This window comes from Streptomyces sp. NPDC002884 (assembly GCF_040295245.1).
Lineage (GTDB): Bacteria > Actinomycetota > Actinomycetes > Streptomycetales > Streptomycetaceae > Streptomyces.
In genome coordinates this window covers 151,063-171,504 of the sequence record NZ_JBEOVB010000002.1, presented here as the reverse complement: position 1 = coordinate 171,504, position 20,442 = coordinate 151,063, and the positions used below count along the sequence as shown (strand labels likewise).

16 protein-coding genes are annotated in these 20,442 nt (G+C 73.4%); 4 read left to right on the top strand and 12 right to left on the bottom strand.

What is annotated here, in order from left to right; genetic code table 11:
* Positions 1-88 precede the first annotated feature (88 nt).
* The 6 genes from ABT070_RS05205 to ABT070_RS05180 all read right to left on the bottom strand — a co-directional run bounded on the left by ABT070_RS05205 (position 89) and on the right by ABT070_RS05180 (position 6,027).
* Entirely contained in the window at positions 89-1,240 is a 1,152-nt protein-coding gene (locus ABT070_RS05205) for a SchA/CurD-like domain-containing protein (protein WP_351754888.1), read from the bottom strand.
* A 137-nt stretch (positions 1,241-1,377) separates the two neighbouring features.
* A complete protein-coding gene (locus ABT070_RS05200; protein WP_351754885.1) occupies positions 1,378-2,124 on the bottom strand; it encodes a class F sortase in 747 nt (248 codons plus the stop codon).
* A gap of 116 nt (positions 2,125-2,240) precedes the next feature.
* Positions 2,241-2,723 (bottom strand): hypothetical protein, encoded by a 483-nt coding sequence (locus tag ABT070_RS05195; protein ID WP_351754882.1) that lies wholly within the window; start codon positions 2,721-2,723, stop codon positions 2,241-2,243.
* Between the two features lie 134 nt (positions 2,724-2,857).
* A complete protein-coding gene (locus tag ABT070_RS05190) occupies positions 2,858-4,576 on the bottom strand; it encodes an FAD-dependent oxidoreductase (protein ID WP_351754880.1) in 1,719 nt (572 codons plus the stop codon).
* A gap of 174 nt (positions 4,577-4,750) precedes the next feature.
* Positions 4,751-5,680, bottom strand: coding sequence for an anti-sigma factor RsbA family regulatory protein (locus ABT070_RS05185; RefSeq protein WP_351754878.1), 930 nt, complete (start codon positions 5,678-5,680; stop codon positions 4,751-4,753).
* Positions 5,677-6,027 carry an STAS domain-containing protein gene (locus ABT070_RS05180; RefSeq protein ID WP_351754875.1) on the bottom strand — a complete coding sequence of 117 codons (351 nt, stop codon included), beginning with the start codon at positions 6,025-6,027 and terminating at the stop codon, positions 5,677-5,679. The genes ABT070_RS05185 and ABT070_RS05180 overlap by 4 nt, the downstream gene beginning before the upstream one ends.
* 186 nt (positions 6,028-6,213) lie before the next feature.
* Between ABT070_RS05180 and ABT070_RS05175 the strand changes: the two genes are divergently transcribed.
* Complete coding sequence (locus ABT070_RS05175) at positions 6,214-6,870, top strand: DUF6629 family protein (protein ID WP_351754873.1); 657 nt, start codon at positions 6,214-6,216, stop codon at positions 6,868-6,870.
* Here ABT070_RS05175 and ABT070_RS05170 read toward each other — a convergent pair.
* Together ABT070_RS05170 and ABT070_RS05165 are read right to left on the bottom strand one after the other, a co-directional pair.
* Complete coding sequence (locus tag ABT070_RS05170; protein WP_351754870.1) at positions 6,849-9,266, bottom strand: serine/threonine-protein kinase; 2,418 nt, start codon at positions 9,264-9,266, stop codon at positions 6,849-6,851. The genes ABT070_RS05175 and ABT070_RS05170 overlap by 22 nt on opposite strands.
* A gap of 341 nt (positions 9,267-9,607) precedes the next feature.
* The gene (locus tag ABT070_RS05165; protein ID WP_351754867.1) at positions 9,608-11,332 is read right to left on the bottom strand and encodes a VanW family protein; all 1,725 of its coding nucleotides are present in this window, start codon (positions 11,330-11,332) and stop codon (positions 9,608-9,610) included.
* 508 nt (positions 11,333-11,840) lie between these two features.
* Between ABT070_RS05165 and ABT070_RS05160 the strand changes: the two genes are divergently transcribed.
* Together ABT070_RS05160 and ABT070_RS05155 are read left to right on the top strand one after the other, a co-directional pair.
* Positions 11,841-13,040 carry an acyltransferase family protein gene (locus ABT070_RS05160; RefSeq protein WP_351754865.1) on the top strand — a complete coding sequence of 400 codons (1,200 nt, stop codon included), beginning with the start codon at positions 11,841-11,843 and terminating at the stop codon, positions 13,038-13,040.
* A gap of 245 nt (positions 13,041-13,285) precedes the next feature.
* Positions 13,286-14,086 carry an SDR family NAD(P)-dependent oxidoreductase gene (locus tag ABT070_RS05155; protein ID WP_351754862.1) on the top strand — a complete coding sequence of 267 codons (801 nt, stop codon included), beginning with the start codon at positions 13,286-13,288 and terminating at the stop codon, positions 14,084-14,086.
* Positions 14,087-14,158: 72 nt separating this feature from the next.
* Here the strand turns inward: ABT070_RS05155 and ABT070_RS05150 are convergent, their stop codons facing one another.
* Positions 14,159-14,602, bottom strand: coding sequence for a hypothetical protein (locus ABT070_RS05150; protein WP_351754859.1), 444 nt, complete (start codon positions 14,600-14,602; stop codon positions 14,159-14,161).
* A gap of 182 nt (positions 14,603-14,784) precedes the next feature.
* On the opposite strand from ABT070_RS05150, the gene ABT070_RS05145 reads away from it, so the two are divergent.
* Positions 14,785-15,270, top strand: coding sequence for a cation:proton antiporter regulatory subunit (locus ABT070_RS05145; protein WP_351754856.1), 486 nt, complete (start codon positions 14,785-14,787; stop codon positions 15,268-15,270).
* A 52-nt stretch (positions 15,271-15,322) separates the two neighbouring features.
* Here ABT070_RS05145 and ABT070_RS05140 read toward each other — a convergent pair whose 3' ends face one another.
* From ABT070_RS05140 to ABT070_RS05130, 3 genes are all read right to left on the bottom strand, one after another.
* Complete coding sequence (locus tag ABT070_RS05140) at positions 15,323-16,399, bottom strand: PucR family transcriptional regulator (protein ID WP_351754853.1); 1,077 nt, start codon at positions 16,397-16,399, stop codon at positions 15,323-15,325.
* A gap of 110 nt (positions 16,400-16,509) precedes the next feature.
* Complete coding sequence (locus ABT070_RS05135; RefSeq protein ID WP_351754850.1) at positions 16,510-17,730, bottom strand: cation:proton antiporter; 1,221 nt, start codon at positions 17,728-17,730, stop codon at positions 16,510-16,512.
* Positions 17,731-18,151: 421 nt separating this feature from the next.
* Positions 18,152-20,284: a SpoIIE family protein phosphatase gene (locus ABT070_RS05130; protein ID WP_351754847.1), complete on the bottom strand. Its 2,133-nt coding sequence runs from the start codon at positions 20,282-20,284 to the stop codon at positions 18,152-18,154.
* Positions 20,285-20,442: the final 158 nt, after the last annotated feature.

Genomic DNA, 20,442 nt, shown 5'->3' with positions numbered 1-20,442 from the left:
TGACGCGAAGTGATCACGACGTTCCTCCGATGGTGTACTGCACCGACGTGGCAGGGGCGGGGCACCGCCCCCGCCACGTGATGACGAATCAGGCGTCCGGCGACCGGCGGTCGGTGACGAGATCCATGCGCGCCAGTTCGAGGAAGCGCGCGAGACGGCCGTCCTTCGACGCGGACGCGCCGGCGGCGTCGTCCTGGAGCGTCGTCAGCTCGGCCACCTGTCCGGGGTCGGACAGACCGAGGGCCTGTACGGGGTCGGCGGCCTCGAGTCCGCCGCGCACGTCGATCAGCCGGACGACGACGTCGTCGCGCTGGAAGATCGTGCTGCGCAGGACCGGGCTGCGCGGGTCGTCCGCCGCCGCCTCGTCCTGCCGGGCGAGCAGCTCGGCCAGCTTCATGCCGCGGTCGGGCCGGGTCGGGTAGTGCAGGGCGTACCGCTCGGCCTGCGCGTCCTGCCGCTCCGCCGTCACGTGGTGGACGGCCGGCAGCGCGGCGCGGGTGAAGAAGACCCGGGCGGACTCGGGGTCGTTGAGGTCCCGGTCCTGCTCCAGATGGGGGTTGATGGCCTCCTCGACGGCCCGCACCTCGGGCTGCCGGGAGACGTGGCGCAGCGCGGAGAGCAGGTCGCCCCGCACCTCGATGGCCCGCACCACGCGGTTTCCGTGCATGAACAGCGAGGTGCGGCACAGCCGGGTGGTGTCGTCGACCTGCGGCTCGGGTGAGGCGTAGTCCGCGAGGATCTTGGCGACGATCTCCTCGCTGCCCGGCTTGACGGTGAAGGTGAGCGCGTGGCGGATCACGCCGTCGCCGATCCTGGGCGAGGTCTGCAGCCGGCGCTTGGCCTGGTCGGCGGCCGCCGCCGGGCCGCCGGTCTCGCGGACGACGTGGAAGCGCAGCGAGCGGGTGTCGCGCACGCAGCTGTGCAGCGGCTCCACCATCGCCACGTGCTCCTCGCTGTTGACCCAGGCGAGGAACGGCGGGGCACTCTCCCACTCGCTGGTGATGAGCCACTGCGAGGGGTTCTCGATGGACTGGCACAGCTGGTCGCTGACGTGCCCGGGGACGGACGCGACCTGGTTGCAGAGCTGCTCGTACGCCTCGAGGAACTGCTGCTGGGCCCCGTCGTAGACGTCGACCAGAAGGACGACGCGGAGCCGGGAGCCGTCGAACACGGACTGGGAGACACGTTGTGACGCCTGTCGCGCCCGCGAACCTGCAACACGTTCGGACGTGGTGGTCATCCTGCGCACATCTCCTTCGCGGAGGGGATAGGTGAACGTCGGCCGCGGTGATGCGACGTCAGCGTGCCTCGATCCTGTGCCCGTCCCCACGAGCGCGCGACTCGGATGAACTACGTGGGTGACTGGGCGTCCGGTCGTCAGACCAGATGAGCGAAGACGACCAGGTTGTCCGTGTAGTCCTTGACCCGCCGGTCGTAGGCCCCCGCGCAGGTGATGAGCCGCACCTGCGCCTGCGCGGTGTCGCCGTACACCCGCTCGCTGGGGAAGTCGGCCTTGTCGAAGGTCTCCACGCTGTCGACCCGGAAGGACGCCTTGCTGCCGTCGGCCCGCAGGACCTGGAAACCGTCGCCCTTCGCCAGTTCGCTCAGCCCCGCGAAGACGGCCGGGGAGGTCTTGGTGTCGACGTGCCCGGCGATGATCGCGGTGCCCGTCTCGCCGGGCGAGGCTCCCTTGGCGTGCCAGCCGACGAGGTTGACGTCGTTCGCGGGGGGCGGCTCCAGCTGACCGGTGTCGCCGATGGCGAGGTCGACGAAGGGGGCGTCGACCGCGATCTTCGGGATGAACAACCGCACGGGCCGGGAGCGCGGCAGATGCTTGCCCGTCGAGTCTCCGGCGTCCGCTTCGCCCGCGGCCGGGGTCGGCGCGCCCGGTGCGCGGGCCGCGGGCACCGACCCGGCGGCGGGCGGGGCGTGCGGCGGGCCGGCGATGCCGGACGAGGTGTCGTCGCCGCCGCCGAACAGGTTCAGCGCCAGGAGCACGGCGACCGCGGCGCAGATCATCATCAGGCCGGCGCGGGATGTTCCCTCTTCGGCGGACGCCGGCTCGTCGCCGGAGGGTTCGGCGGGGTCGGAAGGAGAAGGGGAGGGGGAAGGGGGAACTGCCATCGGGGACCACCTCATTCGGGCACGGCAGCGGGGCGGACAGAGCACGGGGAGCGAGCCGGGCCGCCACACGGAGGTACCGGTGGCGGCCGCGGCTCCGCTATCGCGTCCGGCATGGGTCAGGCCACGCTTCCGGCGGTCTTCCTGCGGCGCAGGGCGTAGAGGCCGGTGCCGGCGACGGCGAGGACGCCGAGTCCGGCCGCGGTCGCCGAGGGGGTGGCGAGACCGCCGCCGCCGGTGTGGACGCCGCCGCTGGGCTTGTCGTGCTCCTTGCTCCAGCCGCCGGACTCCTCTTCCTTCCCGCCGTTCCAGGACTCCTTGTCCTTGTCCTTGTCCTTGTCCTTGTCCTTGTCCGTCTCCGGGTCGTAGGCGAGGGCGCCGCCGCCGGTGTGGACGCCGCCGTGCGGGGAGTCGTGCTCCTCCTTGCCGTGCTCCTTGCCGTGGTCCTCCTTGTCGTGCTCCTTGCTGTACGAGGAGCTGTCCTCCTTGCTGTACGAGGAGTCGTCGTGGTCCGTGTCACCGGCGGCGTAGGCGCCGGGGGCGCCGATGGCGAGGGCGGCCGAGGCCGCCGCGGTGGCCAGGATCATGCGAGCTGAACGCATCTGATGGTCCTTCCGTCACGACCGGGCAGCCGACGCTCCGTCAGCTCACGTGACCCGACCGGGACGTGATCCACCGTCAGCCGCCCGTCGCCGCGGCACCACTCGGGGCGTTCACACGGGTGAAGCCCGCGGGGTCAGGCGATCCCCAGCCCGGTCTTCAGGACCCGGCGCAGCACCGCCTCGGCGGCCGCGTCCGGACCCGGCGACCGCCAGGCGACGAACCCGTCGGGCCGGACGAGCACGGCGCCCCCGGGTGCCGTGCCGTGGCGCTCCGCCCAGTCGGCGTCGCCCTCCGGCACCAGGTCCGCGTCGGCTCCCGTGCCCACCCGGTACGACGTGAGCGGGAGGACCAGTTCCTCGGCGAGGCGGACGGCGGCCTCGTGCCATCCGCCCGGCTCACCGGCGTCGCTGAGCAGGACGAGGGACCGCTCGTAGAGGTCGAGGGTCGAAAGCCGTTCGTTCCCGCGGCGCACCCACAGATGGGGTGCCCTGCTGCCGGGTCCGCCGGACAGGTCGAGGCCCTCCGGCACGACCGGCACCGCGGGGTCGGCGCCCACGACGGCGCCCTGCGGGTAGCGGTAGCCGAGGGCCACGTTGAGGATGCCTCGCTGGGGACCGCCGCCACCCGCTCCGGGCGGCGCGGCGAACCCGGGGTGGCTGTGCTCGGCCGACCGGGCGGCGGCCCGGGCGCTGGTGGCCTCGGCCACCGGGCGGCGCTCGGCGTCGTAGGTGTCCAGCAGCGCCTCTCCCGCCCAGCCGTCGATCACGGCGGCCAGTTTCCAGGCGAGGTTGTGCGCGTCCTGGATACCGGTGTTGGAACCGAACGCCCCGGTCGGGGACATCTCGTGGGCCGAGTCGCCGGCCAGGAACACGCGCCCCGACCGGTAGCTGCGGGCCACCCGCTGAGCCGCGTGCCACGGCGCCTTGCCGGTGATCTCCACGTCGAGGTCGGCGACCCCGACCGCCCGGCGGATGTGCTCGGCACACCGCTCGTCGGTGAACTCCTCCAGCGTTTCGCCGTGTTCGGGGTGCCAGGGCGCGTGGAAGACCCAGTTCTCGCGGTTGTCCACCGGCAGCAGGGCGCCGTCGGCCTCCGGGCTGGTCAGGTAGCAGACGATGAACTGACGGTCGCCCACGACGTCGGCGAGGCGGCGGGAGCGGAAGGTGAGGCTGACGTTGTGGAACAGGTCGCCGGGTCCGCTCTGGCCGATGCCGAGCTGCTCGCGGACGGGGCTGCGGGGGCCGTCGGCGGCGACGAGGTAGTCCGCGCGGATGGTGGTGTGCTCACCCGTCTCACGGCTCTTGACCACCGCGGTGACACCGGTGGCGTCGCTGTCGAACGACATCATCTCGGTGTGGAAGCGCAGGTCGCCGCCGTGCCTGCGGGCGTGGTCGAGGAGGACCGGTTCGAGGTCGTTCTGGCTGCACAGGCACCAGGCGCTGGGGCTGAAGCGGGCCAGGCCGCCGCCCGGGTCGATGTCCCGGAACAGCCACTCGCCCGCGTCGCCCACCAGGGTGGGCGCCTGGAGGATGCCGTGGTTGCCGGCCAGGGTGGCGGCGGCCTCCTGGATCGCCTGCTCGACACCCGCCACCCGGAACAGCTCCATCGTGCGGACGTTGTTGCCGCGGCCGCGCGGGTGGATGGAGGTGCCCGCGTGGCGCTCCACCAGTACGTGCGGCACTCCCAGCCGTCCCAGGAACAACGAGGTCGCCAGGCCGACCAGGGAGCCGCCGACGATGAGGACCGGGACCCTGATGATGTGGGGGCCGATCTCCTCGGCTTGTTCTTTCGTCACTCTCGCCTCCAGCGCGTCGATTCCGCCGACCCGGCCGGATGCGGCGGAGATCCTCATGCATGCCCCGTGGAGGTGACGGCGGCTCAGGCTTCACCCGCCTGCGTCGCGGCGCCGGGCGGGCCCGCCCGGGGCCCGTGGAACGGCGGACCCCGCACACCTTCGGGTGTGCGGGGAACGGTTCGGACCGGGCGGGTTCCCGGGCGGGGCCGGGGCGGGTTCCCGGACGGACTCTCAGCGGGCGAGGTAGAAGCGGACGGTCGTGCCCTCGTCGGAGGTGTGCAGACGGACCAGGTCCGCCACGTAGTGGACCAGCATCAGGCCGCGGCCGCCGATCTGACCGCGTACGGCCGGTCTGCGGCCGGCCAGCGGGTCGGACAGCCGGCCCGCGTCCCGGACCTCGCACACGACCTGCCCCGCCTGGGCCCAGACGGCGAGCGTTCCCCGTCCGGCGCCGTGCACCACGCTGTTGGTCGTCAGCTCCGCCACGGCCAGCTCGGTGTCGTCCAGCCGCTGCCCGGAGAGGCCCAGCCGTTCGGCCTCGCCGACCGCGAAGGCGCGCGCCGCGTAGAGCTCTTCGGCGCCGAACGCGAACACGGCCGCGTCCGGCGCGGGCACCAGCACCTCGTTGTAGCGGTCGACGACGGAACGCCAGTCGTAGGCCTCGCTGACCCCCTCCTTGTCGCGGGTCACGATCGTCGGGTGGGTGAGCCGCGCGTCGGCCAGGATCTCCTCGTCGAGGCGTGCCTCGTCGTAGGGGCAGAGGATGGTCACCGGACGGCCTTCGAAGGCCGCGTTGATCAAGGCCTCGTGCTGCGCGCACGCCGGGTACTCGACCGGACTGCGGCCCGCCCAGATCGGCTCGCCGATGATCCGCACCCGTCCCCGCTCATGGGCGTCGGCGAACGCGCGGAGCACTCCGGGAATGATCCGGCCCGGGTTGCGGCCCGCCACCGTCATGTCCAGCAGGCGGACGGCCCCGGCGTCCGGGCCCAGTCCGGCTCTGATCAGCTCCAGGTTGGGGCCGGGCACCGCCACCGCGACCGGCTCGCCGAGGTCCAGGCCCTCCTGCACGAAGGACACCGTCCGGTCCACGTACTCCTGCTCGGTGCGGTAGAACAGCGCGGGGTGCTCGAACGCCTCGTGGGTCGCCACCGTGCTCATCGCGGCGCCACCTCGATCCGGCCGATGCCCGGCCAGAACAGGCTCAGCACGCGCGGCACCTGCGGGGGCGGATGCTCGACCACCACCCGGCCGCCGGGCAGGCCCAGCGCCGTGACGGCGAGCGCGGCCACGCCTGCCACGTCGACGAACGCCACTTCCGACAGCTCCACATAGGACACGTCGGCGTGCTGCCGCGCCAGGCCCGCCAGGGCCGCTTCCCAGGGCGAGCGAGTGATCTCGCTGATCTCGCCCCGGGCACGGATGCCGGGCCGACCGGGCAACGGGCCCACCTCCAGCACGGCCGCGCCGCGCACCGGCCCGTCGTCCCCCTGCGAGACGTCCACCACCCGCGGCCTCCTTCGCTGTCTGCCGCCCACCGGCACCAGCGTAACGCGGCCCCTTACACGCAGGTGCGCTACTCCGACAGAGGGCCTCGGCCCGGCGGCGGCCGGATTTCCGCCGAGCGGGACGTAACCTGGCCCGCACCGCACGACGAGCCGGCTGCGGACGACGGTCGAACCCATGGTGACGTGATGTGTTGGAGTGCGACGGCCGACCTGGTGGCGGGCGCCGGGGTGGCGGCGGTCGGGGTGGCCTGTGTGACGGGTGTGCGCGACCGCCGGGACCTCCCGCTCGCCGCACTGCCGCTGCTGCTCGGGGTTCATCAGATCGTGGAGGCGGTGGTCTGGGACTCGGGCGGGGGCAGCGGCCCCGCCACAGTCGTCTGGGCCGTGATCGCGCTCCCGCTGCCGGCGGTGTGGGTGCCGGCGGCGGTGCGGTGCGCCGCCCCGCCGGCCGCCCGGCGCAGGCTGACGTTCCTGCTCGCGCTCGGCGTCGCGACCGCCGCCGGGCTCGCGGCCGCCGTCGCCACCGGGCCGGTGACGGCCACGATCCGCGGCCACACGGTCGGGTACTCGGTCCACCTCTCGCACCCGGCCGTGCTCGTCGCGGGTTATCTCCTGGCCACCGTCGGCTCCCTGCTGCTGTCCGGCGACCGGGGGCTGCTGGTCCTGGGGGCGGTGGTCGGGGCGGGCGCCGCGGTCTGCTTCGCGCTGTGGCGGCTGGAGTTCGTCTCGACCTGGTGCGCGTTCGCGGCGGTGTGGTCGGTGCTGCTGCTCGGCTGGCTGCGCCGGCGACCGGACTCCGCACCGCTGTCACCGGCCGGTCCTCAGGCGACGGGCAGTCCGTAGGCCCGGTCGAAGTGCTGGGCCACGAGGTGTCCGGCTCCGTCGCAGGAGAGCTGCCAGTCGTTGACGCCGGTCTCGCGGCCGTCGGTGAAGTTCCACAGCAGGCGGCCCGAGGCGGTGTCGATCGCGTAGAAGCCGTTCCTGTTCTCGAAGGCCGGAACGTGGACGGCGTGCGCCCCCACCGCGATCGGGTGGTCGACGTTGATCCGGGGTGTCTCGCAGAACCAGCGCCGGGAGCCGTCCACCGCGCTGAAGGCGTGGACGCCGTAGGGGTCGGTTCCCGTGGCGTAGACCGTGTTGCCGGCTGCCCCGAGGGAGGCGAACATGCCGCGTTCCGCCTTCGCCTTCCAGCGGAGCCTTCCGGTGTCGAGGTCCAGGGCGATGAGCTCGGAGCCGAGGGCGAAGACGGTCCGGCCGAGCACCGCGAGACCCGGCCGGAGGTCGTAGCCCACCGGGTGCCGCCAGCGCAGGCTGCCGGCGTCGCGGGTGGAGCGGACCGAGACGTTGCGCAGTCCGTCGGCGTAGACGAAGGAGTCGGCGGTGATGACGGGCTGGAGGGGAATGCCGACGTCCTCGGGGTCGATCGGTATGACGAGTGCCCGGCGGGCCTCCAGGTCGACGCCGAAGACCGTGCTGGTGGAGGTCGCCACGCCCTGTTCCGCGGACCGGCGCTGCAGCTTGGCGCCGAGGACCGAGACGGCGTAGCCGTCGTAGCCGCCGAGCAGTTGGTCGAACCGGTAGTCCTGGCCGAAGTCGAGCGTGAACCGCTCGGTGCCGTCCGCCGGGTCGACGCCGATCAGCGTCGCCCCGGTGCCGAGCGCGACCGCGGCGCCGTAGACCAGCAGGACGGGGCCGGGCGAGAGGCTGATGCCCTCGTACACCCACTTGGGCCGGGCGCCGTTCTCCAGGTCGAGGCAGATCATGTTGCCGGGGCGGGACTTCAGCAGGGCCGTGCCGCCGTGGAAGACGGCCGGGGTCTGGAGCAGCGGGCCGCCGCGGTAGACCCAGGCCGGTTCGGGGGCCGGGCCGGGCCGGGGCGTCCGCCGCCCGCCGGTCCTGCCCCGGGTGACGAGGGCCGTGCCCCCGACGAGGGCCGCGCCCGCGGTCGCGCCGAGGAGGGCGCGCCGGCCGACACCGGAACGTCCGGGGGCGCGGCGGTGCGCGGGCGCGGCCGTGGCGGAACGTTCCGGCACCGGTTCGCCCGGGGCTCCCGGGACGACCGGGGCGTGCCGCACGGACGGATCGGTGGTGGACCGCACGCCACCGGCGTCATCGGCTCTGCCGGCGTCATCGGCTCTGCCGGTGTCGTAGGTTCTGCCGGTGGCGCGGTCGCCCCCGCCGTCGGCTCCGCGGGCGCGGTCCGGGTCCGCCGGGCCGCCCACGCCGTCGGCGGTGCCGTACGACGGTCTCTCCACCGGCGTCCCGCCCGGCTCGCATCCGGCGTACGCGGGCGTCTCGGGGGCGGGGGTGCCGACCGGGGGCCGGGCGGGGGCCAGGGTCCGCGCGAGACGGTCCAGGTCCTTCGCGGCCGTCCGGCGCTCGGTGACCATGGCCGCCACGGGCGCGGGCAGCCAGCCCTGCTTCAGCACCTGTTCGGCGCCGCCGGGCGCGCAGGCCGCGGAGAGCCGGTCGGGGCTGATCCGAAGGGCCGGGTCCTTGGCGTGACAGAGACTGATGATCTTGTCCAGGGGTTCGGGCACCGAGGTCAGGTCGGCCGAACCGTGGACCACCTGGTAGAGCAGGGCGGCCGCCGCGGCTCCCCCGAACGGCGGGTGTCCGGACGCGGCGAACGCGAGCACCGAGCCGAGGCAGAAGACGTCCCCCTCCGGCCCCACCGGATCGCCGGTGGCCTGCTCGGGACACATGTAGTCGAGGGAGCCGAACAGGGCCCCGGAGCCGGTGAGTTCATAGCCGTCCCGGGCCCGGACGATGCCGAAGTCGATGACGCGCGGACCGTCCGCGGCGAGCAGCACGTTGGACGGCTTGAGGTCGCGGTGCACCAGTCCCTCCGCGTGTACCGCGATCAGCGCCTCGGCGACACCCGCACCCAGCGCGAGCACGGTCTCCACCGGCAGCGGCCCGTGCGCGGCGACGGCCTCGGCCAGGGTGGGGCCGGGCACGTAGGCGGTGGCGAGCCATGGTGTGTCGTCGTCCGGCGCGGCGTCCACCACGGGTGCCGTGTACACACCGCCGACCGCCGCCGCGGCCGCCACCTCGCGCCGGAAGCGGATACGGAAGTTCCTGTCCTCGGCCATCTCGGGACGGATGACCTTGACGGCGACGGCCTGACCGGCCGGTGACGTGGCCAGATAGACCCGGCCCATGCCGCCTGCGCCCAGCCGGGCCACCGGACGGTACGGTCCCAGCCGCTCGGGATCTTCTGGGCGCAGTGGTTTCATGCCCTCGGCCGCCTGTTCTCGATGGCACGGGCGGGAGTCCCGCCCACGCCGCGGGGGAAGGCCCTGTGGGGGGTCTGGCAGCAGAGTAGAGGCTGGAGCGGCGGACGAGGACACTTCGCGGCAACCGCGGAGAATCCCCCGGAGGCGACCGTTCCGCCCTGCTCATGTCCCGCGACGGCGAGGTGACGTGGCGTCAGGGATCGGGTGACACGTGCCCGCCCTGCGGGAACAGTGCGCGATGAGCAACAGCGGAGCGACAGGTGCAGGATGCAACCACCGACGCGGGCGGAGACCTCCGATGTGCCGAAGGTCACCCCGCGCCCTCCCGGTGACCGCCGGGCCTACTGCGGGTCCTCGGCGGCGGGCGCGCAGGTGATCTCGTCCCGAGGGGTGTAGTGGGTGCGGAACGGCTCCCGCCGCACTTCCCTGCCGTCGTTGTAGAAGACCCGGTCGACGGTGACGTCGAAGCCCTCGAGCGGGGTCTGCGGCACGCACTTCTCGTCCGTGCTCACCTTCCGCGCCGGCTGCCGCACATGGGTGCGGGGCCCGGTGACCGACTTGATCTCGTCGTACTTCCTGGTGCCGAGGAAGGTGACGGTCACCGAGGTGTCGGTGGCCTCGGCCTGGATGTAGAGGGCGTGACCGGAGTCATTGGCGAACTTCAGGTCGAGGCTGCCCCAGGCGACCGTCGCCTCCCGGCCCTCCGGGTAGCGCTCGATGTAGAAGGAGTGGGCGCCGTACTCCACGGGCTTGACGCCGGCGAAGAACATCGCGTTGAACATGGTCGTGGCCACGGTGGAGACACCGCCGCCGGGCGCCTTGGTGAACCCGCCGTCGAGGATCATGATGCCCTCGCCGAAGCCGTTGGCCTCGGTGCGCTGTCCCACGGTGCGGTTGAAACTCCAGTTCCGGCCGGGCAGGACGACGGAGCCGTCGATGAGCCGTGCGGCCCGCCCGATGTTCTTCGTGCGGTACGCGGCCGGTTCGAAGTGGACGGTGAAGGAGGACAACTTCTCCGTCAGCCCCAGCCGCGCGGCGCTGTCCCGGGTGACCTGCGGCTGGGTCCGCAGCGCGGCCACTTCCCCGGTGCGGGCCGCTCCGCCGGACCGGGTGAGCAGCGGCAGCACGGCCTTGCCGAGCGCCTTGTCGGTGATCTGGACGCCGGTCCGGGCCTCGTCGGCCACCACGACGCGGTCGCCGTCCAGCCGCAGGGCGGCGTTCGCGGCGGCGGTGGTGATGTCGGCCAGGGGGCGGGCCACCGAGGGGGCCGCGCGCAGCCCCTTGCCGTCCAGCTTCGGTATCAGCCGGCCGGCGGCGTCCGGCCGCATCGTCAGGTGCTCGCCCAGCACCGTCTGCCCGATGGTGAGCCGCTTGCCGCCCGTGGTGAGGGTGACGGGCGCCGACATGGCCGGCCGCGCGAACTCGCGCACCGCCCGTCGCACCTCGTCCGCCGTGACCTTCGGCTGTGTCTCGCGGGCGGGCAGGACCGTGACCGCGCCCGCCGCCCCGCGCTGGAAGGAGGCCCGCAGCGTGCCGACGGCGGCCTCCACGTCCAGCGCGTGGCCGGTCTGCGGGGCGACCTGCTCGACCCGGCCGCCGGCGAAGCCGACGGAGCCCTCGCGGACCTTCTGGTCGAGGGACTTCGCCAGCGCCCCCAGAGCGGTGCGGGCCTTCTTCTCGTCGAGGCGTACGACCGGCTCCTCCGCGCCCCCCGAGCCGAAGAGGCCGCCGATCATGGCGACCGGACCGGAGCCGACGCGGGCCGCCCGGTCGACCGTGCGCTCGGCGTCGAAGGTGAGGCCGGCCTGCCTGGGGTCGACGGTCCCGCTGCGGTCGCCGACCCGCACGGCCAGCCCCCGCGAGCCGGCCGCCGTCAGGTGCTCGTCCAGCTTGCGGACGGCCTCCGCACGGCTGAGGCCGCCGATGTCCACGCCCCGCACCGTCGTGCCCGCCTCGATCTGCCCGCCGGTGATCAGCAGTCCGGCCAGGTACAGCGCGCCGACGCCGACGGTCAGCGCACCACCCGCCAGGGCGAGGGGCGGCACGGAGGCTGTTCGAAGGCGCATGGGACTCCTGGACGGACGATCGGTCGGTGATCCGCCCCGCTGCGCGACGCCGCACACAGGGCAGCACCGAACACGGGGCAAGCATCCCAAGCTACCCAAAGCGCCCGATGGGCTCATATGTCACAGGACACCTATGTTCCACGTCACGTCCGACACGTCCGCCCCGTCCGCCCCGTCCATCACGTCCGTCGCGTCCGTCGCGTCCGTCGCGTCCGTCGCGGGGGCGCCGGTGCCGTGGGGACGCCGGGCCCGCCGGGGCCGGTGAGGAACGGTGCCCGCGGCGGGACTCTCGAGGCTGCCCCGAGCACCTCACGAGGGGCCCTGCGTAGCCTGCGTGTGGGCTCGCCGGAGTACAGCGACGTGGCTATTGGGCGCACGTTCTGGATCGACGTCCACGCCGGGATCTGCAACGACACGACCGACTGCGTCGCCCGCCCCATCTGCGAGTTCACCGCGCGCTGACCGCCCCCCAGCCCGACCGCGTCCCCGTTCGAAAGGCAGTGCGCACATGTCAGACCGAACCGCCGCATCGACCCCGAGCGGTCCACCGCAGCGCCGGGCCCCGCTCCCCTCGCTCACCGGCCTCAGATTCGTGGCGGCCCTGCTCGTCTTCCTGTACCACACCTCGTACCTCGCCGGGCCCCTGCGGCCGACCCTGCCGATCACCTTCTTCGCCGACCCCGACATCGCGCAGCCGGTGGCCGACTTCTTCCTGCCCGCCGGACGTATCGGGGTGTCCTTCTTCTTCGTGCTCAGCGGCTTCGTGCTGACGTGGTCGGCGACGCCCGGGGACCGGCCCACGGCGTTCTGGCGGCGCCGTGCCCTGAAGATCTACCCCAACCACCTCGTGACCTTCGCCCTGGCCATATGGCTGTGGGCCTCCGCGACCCCGCTGCACGCTTGGCTGGCGAACCTCTCCCTGGTGCACGCGTTCAGCAACCGGCCCGACACCGCGATGAGCGTCAACTTCCCTTCCTGGTCGCTGTGTTCAGAGGTGCTCTTCTACGCGCTGTTCCCTGTGTTCATCGTCGTGGTGCGGCGGATCCCGGAGCGCAGGCTGTGGCTGTGGGCCGCCGGCATGGTCGCCGGCGTGGCGGCCATGGCGGTCGTGACGAAGCAGTTCATGGCCGGTGGCGCCAAGAGCCCCTTCGGCGATCTGACGGCCAACCAGGAGTGGTTCGGCTACGCGTTCCCGCCGCCGCGCCTGTTCGAGTTCGTGCTGGGCATGCTCCTGGCCCGCATCGTCGCCTCGGGCCTGTGGCCGCGCATCGGCCTGCTGCCGTCGGCCGCCGCCTTCGGCGTGGGCTACTGGGCCGCGCTCACCGCCCCCGACCCGTACAACTTCAGCCTCACCACGGTCGTTCCGATCGGCATGATCCTCTGCGCCGCGGCCACCTCGGATCTGCGGGGCGACGGCGGCTGGCTCACCAGCAGGCCCATGGTGCTGCTGGGCAACATCTCCTTCGCCTTCTATCTCCTCCAGGGTCTGGTGGTCTTCTACGGCCGGCCCGAGGTGCTGGGCAGCCGTACCTACGACACCGTCCCGGCGCTGGGGATGCTGGTCCTGCTCCTCGCGGTGAACGTGCTGGCCGCCTGGCTGCTCTACACCCTGGTGGAGAACCCGGTGATGAAGCGCTGGAGCCGCAGCAGGAAGCAGCGGTCCCCGCAGACCGCGCCGCGCAACACGGAGTCCGTGTCGGCGGGCTGAGCCGGTCCGGACCGCACTGCCCGGTCAGCGCCCACCCCGTGGGCGGTGACCGGGCAGTGGTGTGTCCCGAGCGGCGGGGCGCCGGACAGCACACATCTCGTCCGGTGTCACGACCTCTCTCGTTCAAGTGGCGGTCAAGAAGTTCTGTGGTGGCGTCCTGAAGAGTCGCTCGGAGAGCCGAAAGACGCTCTTCGTCAGGGAAGACGCGTCCGGCGGCCAAGCATCCTCGAACTAGGAGCCGCTCCATGCTGACCCTCGACCTGTCCACCCGTACCGCGCTCGTCACCGGGTCCACCGCCGGAATAGGCAAGGCCACCGCGCAGCAGCTCGCCACCGCCGGCGCCCGGGTCTACGTGAACGGCCGCACCGAAGAGCGCGTGCAGACCGCCATCGCGGAGATCCGCAAGGCCGTGCCCGACGCCGACCTGCGAGCCGCGCCCGGCGATGTGGCCACGGCGGAGGGTGTGCGGGAGATCATCGACACGCTGCCGGACACCGACATCCTCGTCAACAACGCCGGCACCGCCGAACTCAGCCCCTTCGCCGAGCTGTCCGACGAGAGCTGGCAGCGTCTGTGGGACCTCAACGTGATGAGCGGTGTGCGGCTGTCGCGCCACTACGTCACGGGGATGGCCGACCGCGGCTGGGGCCGCATCGTCTTCGTGTCCAGCGAGTCCGCGCTCAACGTCCCGCCGGGGATGGTGCACTACGGCGCCACCAAGATCGCCCAGCTCGGCATGGCCCGCGGTCTCGCCGAGTCCTACCCGGCCACCGGCGTCACGGTGAACTCGGTGCTGCCCGGCCCCACCCGCTCCGAGCTGACGGCACGGTACTTCGCGATGCTCCAGGAGCAGCGGCCGGACGCGACCCTGGAGGAGCTCGAGGGCGAGCACCTGCGCAGCGCCCACCCCAACCTGCTGCTGGGCCGCTTCGCCGAATCGGAGGAGGTGGCGAACCTCATCTCCTACCTGGCCTCGCCTCTCTCCACCGCCACCAACGGCGCCGCACTGCGTGTGGACGGCGGCGACATCCGCAACGTCACCTGAACCGCGCCCCGGCCCGGCCCCGGGAACGGGAACGGGAACGGAACGGGAACAGGGCAGCGACGACAGGTGCGTTCAGGCGCCGAGGGGTCCACCGTCCGGGTCGGTCGCCGGGGTGACCACCTCTGCCGCGATCCGGCGGTAGGCGGCGCGGGCCTGGACGATCCGGGCGAGCACGGTGCCGACGAGAGTCGCGGCGCACAGGCAGGTGAGCCAGAAGGTGTCACGGTGGCCGGCCCAGGTGAGCGTGCCTGCGGGCGGGATGGCGAAACCGTTGAGGGTCAGCCAGCACAGGACGGCCGTACCCGGGGCCGCGGTGAAGCGGGCGCACAACCCCAGCACGGCCGCGAGGAGAGACAGCGCGGCCAGCGCGAACCCGGGGCTGTCCGAGCCCACCAGCATGTTGTGCACGGCCACCAGGACCAACGCGCCGCCGAAGGCCGTGGCCCACACCACCGGGGTGGCGACGGGCTGGGGCACGGGCCGGGCGCCGGCCCGCAGGGACACCCACTCGATCATGCTGCACGCTTCCTTCCGGTCCCCCATGCCCCCGGAACGCCGGCCGCCACGGCAGCGTGGACCTGGACACGCATTCTCCCACCCGGCCGTCGGGCACACTCCCGTCGCCCCGTTTCCCGCGCTGGCTAGGGTGGCATCGACAGGTGTTCGAAGGAACGCTCCACACCAGACAGGGGGCGGCCGTGGGTACTCCACGCCTGAGCAGTACGCCGTTGCCGGGGATCGGCGTGCGCTACGACCTGACCACACGCGAGCAACGCCGCCTCTCGGTGGTCGCGCACCGCGACGGGGCCCGCACACTGAGCGCCTACCAGGAGGACGATCCGGACGCCTGTGACCTGTCGGTGCGGCTGACCTCCGGCGAGGCGGCGGCGCTCGTCGACGCGATGCTGCCGGACCACCACAGCCCCAGCCTGCTGTCCACCACCGAGCTGGGGCTGGTGGCGGAGCGCGTCGAGCTGCCGGGGACCGCGCACTGGAACGGGCGGCTGCTCGGGGAGACCCGGATGCGCACCGAGACCGGGGTGTCGATCGTGGCGGTGCTGCGCCGCGCCGAGGCCATCCCCTCGCCGAAGCCGGACTTCCGGCTGACCGGCGGGGACACGCTGATCCTCATCGGCACGAGGGAGGGCGTGGAGGCGGCCGCGGCGATTCTCGCGCGGGAGTGAGGCGCGAGCGCCGTACCACTCTCGCGAGCGCCGGGCCTCCGAGGGGAAACCCCTACAGGGAGACCCCGGCCGGGTTCAGGGGCTTGGCCGGCCAGTCGAGCAGCCGGGCGCCGATGACCGCCGTCTGTAGGGTGTAGCGGTGGGCGGGGTCGGTGGGATCGGTGCCGGTCAGCGTGTGGATGCGGGCCAGGCGGTAGGTGAGCGCCCGCACGCTGAGCGAGAGCCGCCGGGCCGTCGCGGCGGCCACACAGCCGGTGTCGAAGTACGCGGTGAGGGTGTCGAGCAGGGGCTGCGCCCCGCCGCGCGCCCGTTCCAGCGGTCCCAGAGCGCCCTGCACCAGATCCACCAGTGCCTGCCGGTCCCGGGCCAGGACGGGGAAGACCAGCAGGTCGGAGGCGCGCAGCAGCGGCTCGTCGAGGCCCATGCGCTGGGCCACGTCCAGGGCGTTGAGGGCCTCTTCGTAGCTGTGCCCGATGCCGACCGGGCCGGGTCTGGGCCGGCCGACGGCGATCTGGGCCCGGCCCGCGGCGGCTCGGGCGTGCCGGGCGAAGTGGGTGAGGACCTCGTCCTGGTCGGCGGGGGCGATGCACACCATCCGGCCGTCCTTGGTGGTGAACAGGATGCGGCGGTTCTCGAAGCGGCCGAACAGCTCGTCCGCCACCTGCCGGGGAACGGGGTCGGTCTCGTCGTACTTCTCCGTGCCCTCGGCCACCGCGACGGCGTGGGCGCGGGACAGCCGTAAGCCGAACCGTTCGGAGCGCTCGGCGAGTTGGCCCGCGGGCCCGCGCCCGTGGAGCAGGTCGTCGATGAACTCGCGGCGGGCCGCCTCCTCCTTGCGGATCACCAGCCGCTGTGCGCGCTCGTAGCCGTCGGCGAAGGCGTCCACGGCCTGTTCGACGACGGCGAGCACGCTGTCGGGGTCGGCGCCGCGCGGACGGCCCTCCCGGCCGGCCGCGAGATGCGCGCGGACGAGACCGCGCCAGCCGCGTCCGGCCTCGGCCGCCCGTGCGCCGAGCGCCCGGCGGGACTCGATCTCGTCGCGGGTCAGCCGACGGCCCGTGCTCGCGGCGTCCGCCAGGATCCGGTGGAACCCGTCGAGGAACGGCTCGGACGCGTGCGGGCCGGTCATGGTCTCCCCGTTCGGATCGAGCGTTGTCGGACACATGTTCCCACCGGGCGGTACGGGCGGTGCGGTGCCCCGGGGTGCGTCCGGCGCGGATCCGGTCCGCGCGCCGGTCCTCAACGGCTCGCGTGGACGGCCTCGGCGGCCTCCGTCGGCGCGACCGGGCCGGGCGGCGCGCTCCGGGGGCGCCCCGGGGTGAGCCGGCGGGCGAGGGGTTCGGTCCAGCGGGCGGCGAGCGGCCCGAGGATGACCAGGATCAGGACGTACGCGGTGGCCAGCGGGCCGATGCGCGGCTCGACGCCGACGGCGAGTCCGGCGATGACGATGGAGAACTCGCCGCGCGCCACCAGCGTGCCGCCCGCCCGCCACCTGCCCTTGGCGGAGATCCCGGCCCGCCCGGCCGCCCAGTAGCCGGTGGCGATCTTCGTCAGGGTGGTGACGGTGGCCAGCGCCAGCGCGGGCAGGAGGACGGGCGGGATGTCCGCGGGGTCGGTGTGCAGACCGAAGAAGACGAAGAACACCGCGGCGAACAGGTCCCGCAGCGGGGTGAGGAGGCTGCTGGCGCCCTCGGCGACCTCGCCGGAGAGCGCGATGCCGACGAGGAAGGCGCCCACGGCGGCGGAGACCTGGAGCTGCTGGGCGACGCCCGCGACGAGCAGGGTGAGGCCGAGGACGACCAGCAGGAGCATCTCGGCGTTGTCGGAGGAGACCGCGCGGCTGATGAGGCGGCCGTGACGCAGCGCCACGTACAGGACGGCCCCGACCGTCCCCAGGGCGATCAGGAGGGTGACGGCTCCGCCCGCGAGGCTGACCCCGGCGAGCAGGGCGGTGAGGATGGGCAGGTAGAGGGCCATGGAGAGGTCTTCCAGGACCAGGATGCCCAGGACGACCGGGGTCTCGCGGTTGCCGAGCCGGCGCAGGTCGCCGAGGACCTTGGCGATGACACCGGAGGAGGAGATCCAGGTGACTCCGGCCAGGGCCACGGCGGCGACCGGGCCCCAGCCGAGCAGCAGGGCCGCCGCCGCGCCGGGGGCGGCGTTGAGCGCGAAGTCGACCGCGCCGGAGGGGTATTGGGTCTTGAGGCTGGTGACGAGTTCGGAGGCGCTGTACTCCAGGCCGAGCAGGAGCAGCAGCAGGATGACCCCGATCTCGGCACCGGTGGCGACGAACTCCTCGCTGGCCTCGAGCGGCAGGATGCCGCCGTGACCGAAGGCGAGGCCGGCCAGCAGGTAGAGGGGTATGGGTGAGAAGCCCACCCGTCCGGCGAGGCGTCCCAGCAGGCCCAGGACGAGGATGATCGCCCCGAGTTCGATGAGCAGGGCGGTGGTGTCGTGCACGGGCGTCTGACCTCCGTCGGTCGAAGTCGGTGGTGGCGTCTGTGCCGTACGGGCGTGCGGGCGTCCCGAAGCGGTGTCGCCGCGTCAAGGTGCCGCACAAGGGGGTGGGTCACCGCCGTGGGCGGCGTCGCGCGTGAGGCGGTACCGGCCCTGGGTCTGCCCGGTTCCACCGCGTGGGGCGGAGAACGCGTCAGCGCACGGGGTGGTGGCCGGGGACGGTACCGCCGATATCGGGCACGCCGTCGCGAGGGGCGTTGTCGACGCGCACGTGGACGACCCGACCCATGCCACGCCCCCCATCACATCGGCGGCGACCGCCGGTCCGTCAGCCATGGCCGAGCACGTCGGCGCCCGGCGGAGTGTAAGCACTCGGTAAAGAATCCTAGCGCACACCAAAAGGTGAAAATCGTAGAAATACGCATCAGACGGGGTGAATGAGAAGGAGGGCGATGTCGTCGCTGCGCGGGGTCGAGCGGCGGGCGTGACGGACGAGGGCGTCGGCGAGGGCGTTCATGGTGCCGGGCCCGGTCCGGCCGAGTTCGCGGGCGAGGGCGTCCACGGCGTCGTCGATGTCGACGCCCGGGGCCTCGACCATGCCGTCGGTGTACAGGGCGAGGACCGCACCGGGCGGCAGCGGGATCTCGGTCGACGTGTACCGGGCGTCCGGGTCGATGCCCAGCAGGAGTCCGGGCGGCACGTCGAGGACCTCGGTGCGGCCGTCGGGGTGGCGCAGCAGCGGGGGCGGATGGCCGGCGGTGGCCAGGCACGCGAGATGTGCGGTCAGGTCGAGGTGGACGTAGAGGCAGCTGGTGAACAGGCCGGGGTCGAGGTCGGTGAGCAGTCGGTTGGTGCGGGCGAGGACTTCGTCGGGGGCCGCGCCGGCGTTGGCGTGGACGGCGGTGCGGACCTGTCCCATGAGCGCCGCCGCGTTGACGTTGTGGCCCTGGACATCGCCGATGGTGGCGGCGGCCGTGGCGGTGTCGAGGCGGATGAGGTCGTAGAAGTCGCCGCCGATGTCCATGCCCCGGGTGGCGGGGAGATAGCGGGCTGCCACGTCCAGGCCGGGGACCTCGGGCAGCGTGTGGGGCAGCAGAGCGGCCTGGAGGTCGTGGACGAGCCGGTGTTGCGTGTCGTAGAGGCGGGCCCGGTCCAGCGCCTGGGCGATCAGCCCGGCGGTGGAGGTGAGGACGGCGCGCTCCTCCGGGACGAAGGGGCGGGGCCGGTCGTAGGCGAGGACCAGGGAACCGACGGGACGTCCGGAGGTGATCAGCGGCAGGAACGCCCAGGCCGCCATGCCGTCCTGGAGGACCGCGGGGGGATAGGCGCGTCTGAGGTCGGCGAAGGTGCCGAAGAAGCCCGGAACACCCGTGGTCAGGGTGTGCACGGCGGGGGTCTGCGAGGTGAGCGGGACGGCGTCGAAACGTTGCATGAGGTCGGCGGGATAGCCGCGGTAGCCGATGATCCGCAGCCGGCCGTCCTCCGTGGTCATCAGGGCGAGGGCCCTCGCGCCGAAGGCGGACGGAAGCTGTTCGGCGACCTGGTCGACCACGTCCCGGACCCCGACGGCCTCGCTGAGCCTGGCCGCCAGGTGCATCAGGTGGAAGAGGGTGGCGGCCCGGCCGGGCGTGGCCGCGGTCGTCGGATGCGGCCGCGGCGGGTCGGCGAACGGGGCCTGGGCGTGCGCCGAATGGGTGGGGGCGATGTACACGCTGATACCGGAGGCGTCCGGGTGCAGCCGGAAGGACAGCCACTGGTCCGGCGGCCGCAGGGCCGTGAAGGACGTGGGTTCGCGGCTGATCAGGGCCGCCCGGTAGCAGTCCTCGGCGGTCGGGTCGTCGAGCCAGGGCAGCGCCTCCCAGGGCTTGGCGCCGAGCAGGTCGGGGAGCGCGGCGCCGAGCAACCGGGCGGCCGTGGGGGTGGCGAAGGTGACGCGGCCGTCCACGTCCAGCGAGCAGCAGCCGCCGGGGAAGCGCTCGGCGAAGTCGACGGCGGACTGCGCTTCGGCCGCTTCGGCGGGCCGGGCCCGGGGCGGCGGCAGCACCCGCGGCACCCTGCCGGCCCGTACCGGGCGGCCGTCGGCGGCCGCCTGTCGCAGCAGCCGGCCCAGCCGGTCACAGAGGCCGGTCATCGCCTCCCGCTCGCGCTCGGTGAGCTGCGCCGGATGCGCGGCGGGCCACTGGAACACCACACCGCCCCAGACCTCCGCGCCCGTGGTGATCGGGGCGGCTGCCAGCGCGAAGCGGTACGGCACGACGAGCGACAGACGCGGATAGCGGCGCGCCATCTCCTCCGCGCCGCCGATCCACACCAGGCGTCGTTCCCGCACCGCGTCGGACACCGGGGACGCGGCCGTCAGCGCAACCCGCGCCCAGGGCATGGAGATCTCCCAGGGAAGGCCGCCCAGTACGGCGAGCCGCAGCACCGGCTCGTCGGCCGCGGGCAGGTACACGGCGGTCACGGAGGCGCCGGTCTCCCGCTCGGCCTCGGCCAGGACCGGCTCCAGCGACTCCGGACCGCAGCCCCCACCCGACCCGGCAGCGGCAGCATCCGGCACACTCTCACCTTCCCCGCAGCGCAGGGGGCGCTGAACGACGCGCGGACCCCCGGTTCCGAGGGCCGTCACCCATACGGCGGACCCTACGCCGACCGTGCGGTCACGGCATGTCGTCGAGCCGCCGGCGGCGGCCGTGCGCCGGATCCGGGAAGCCGGGC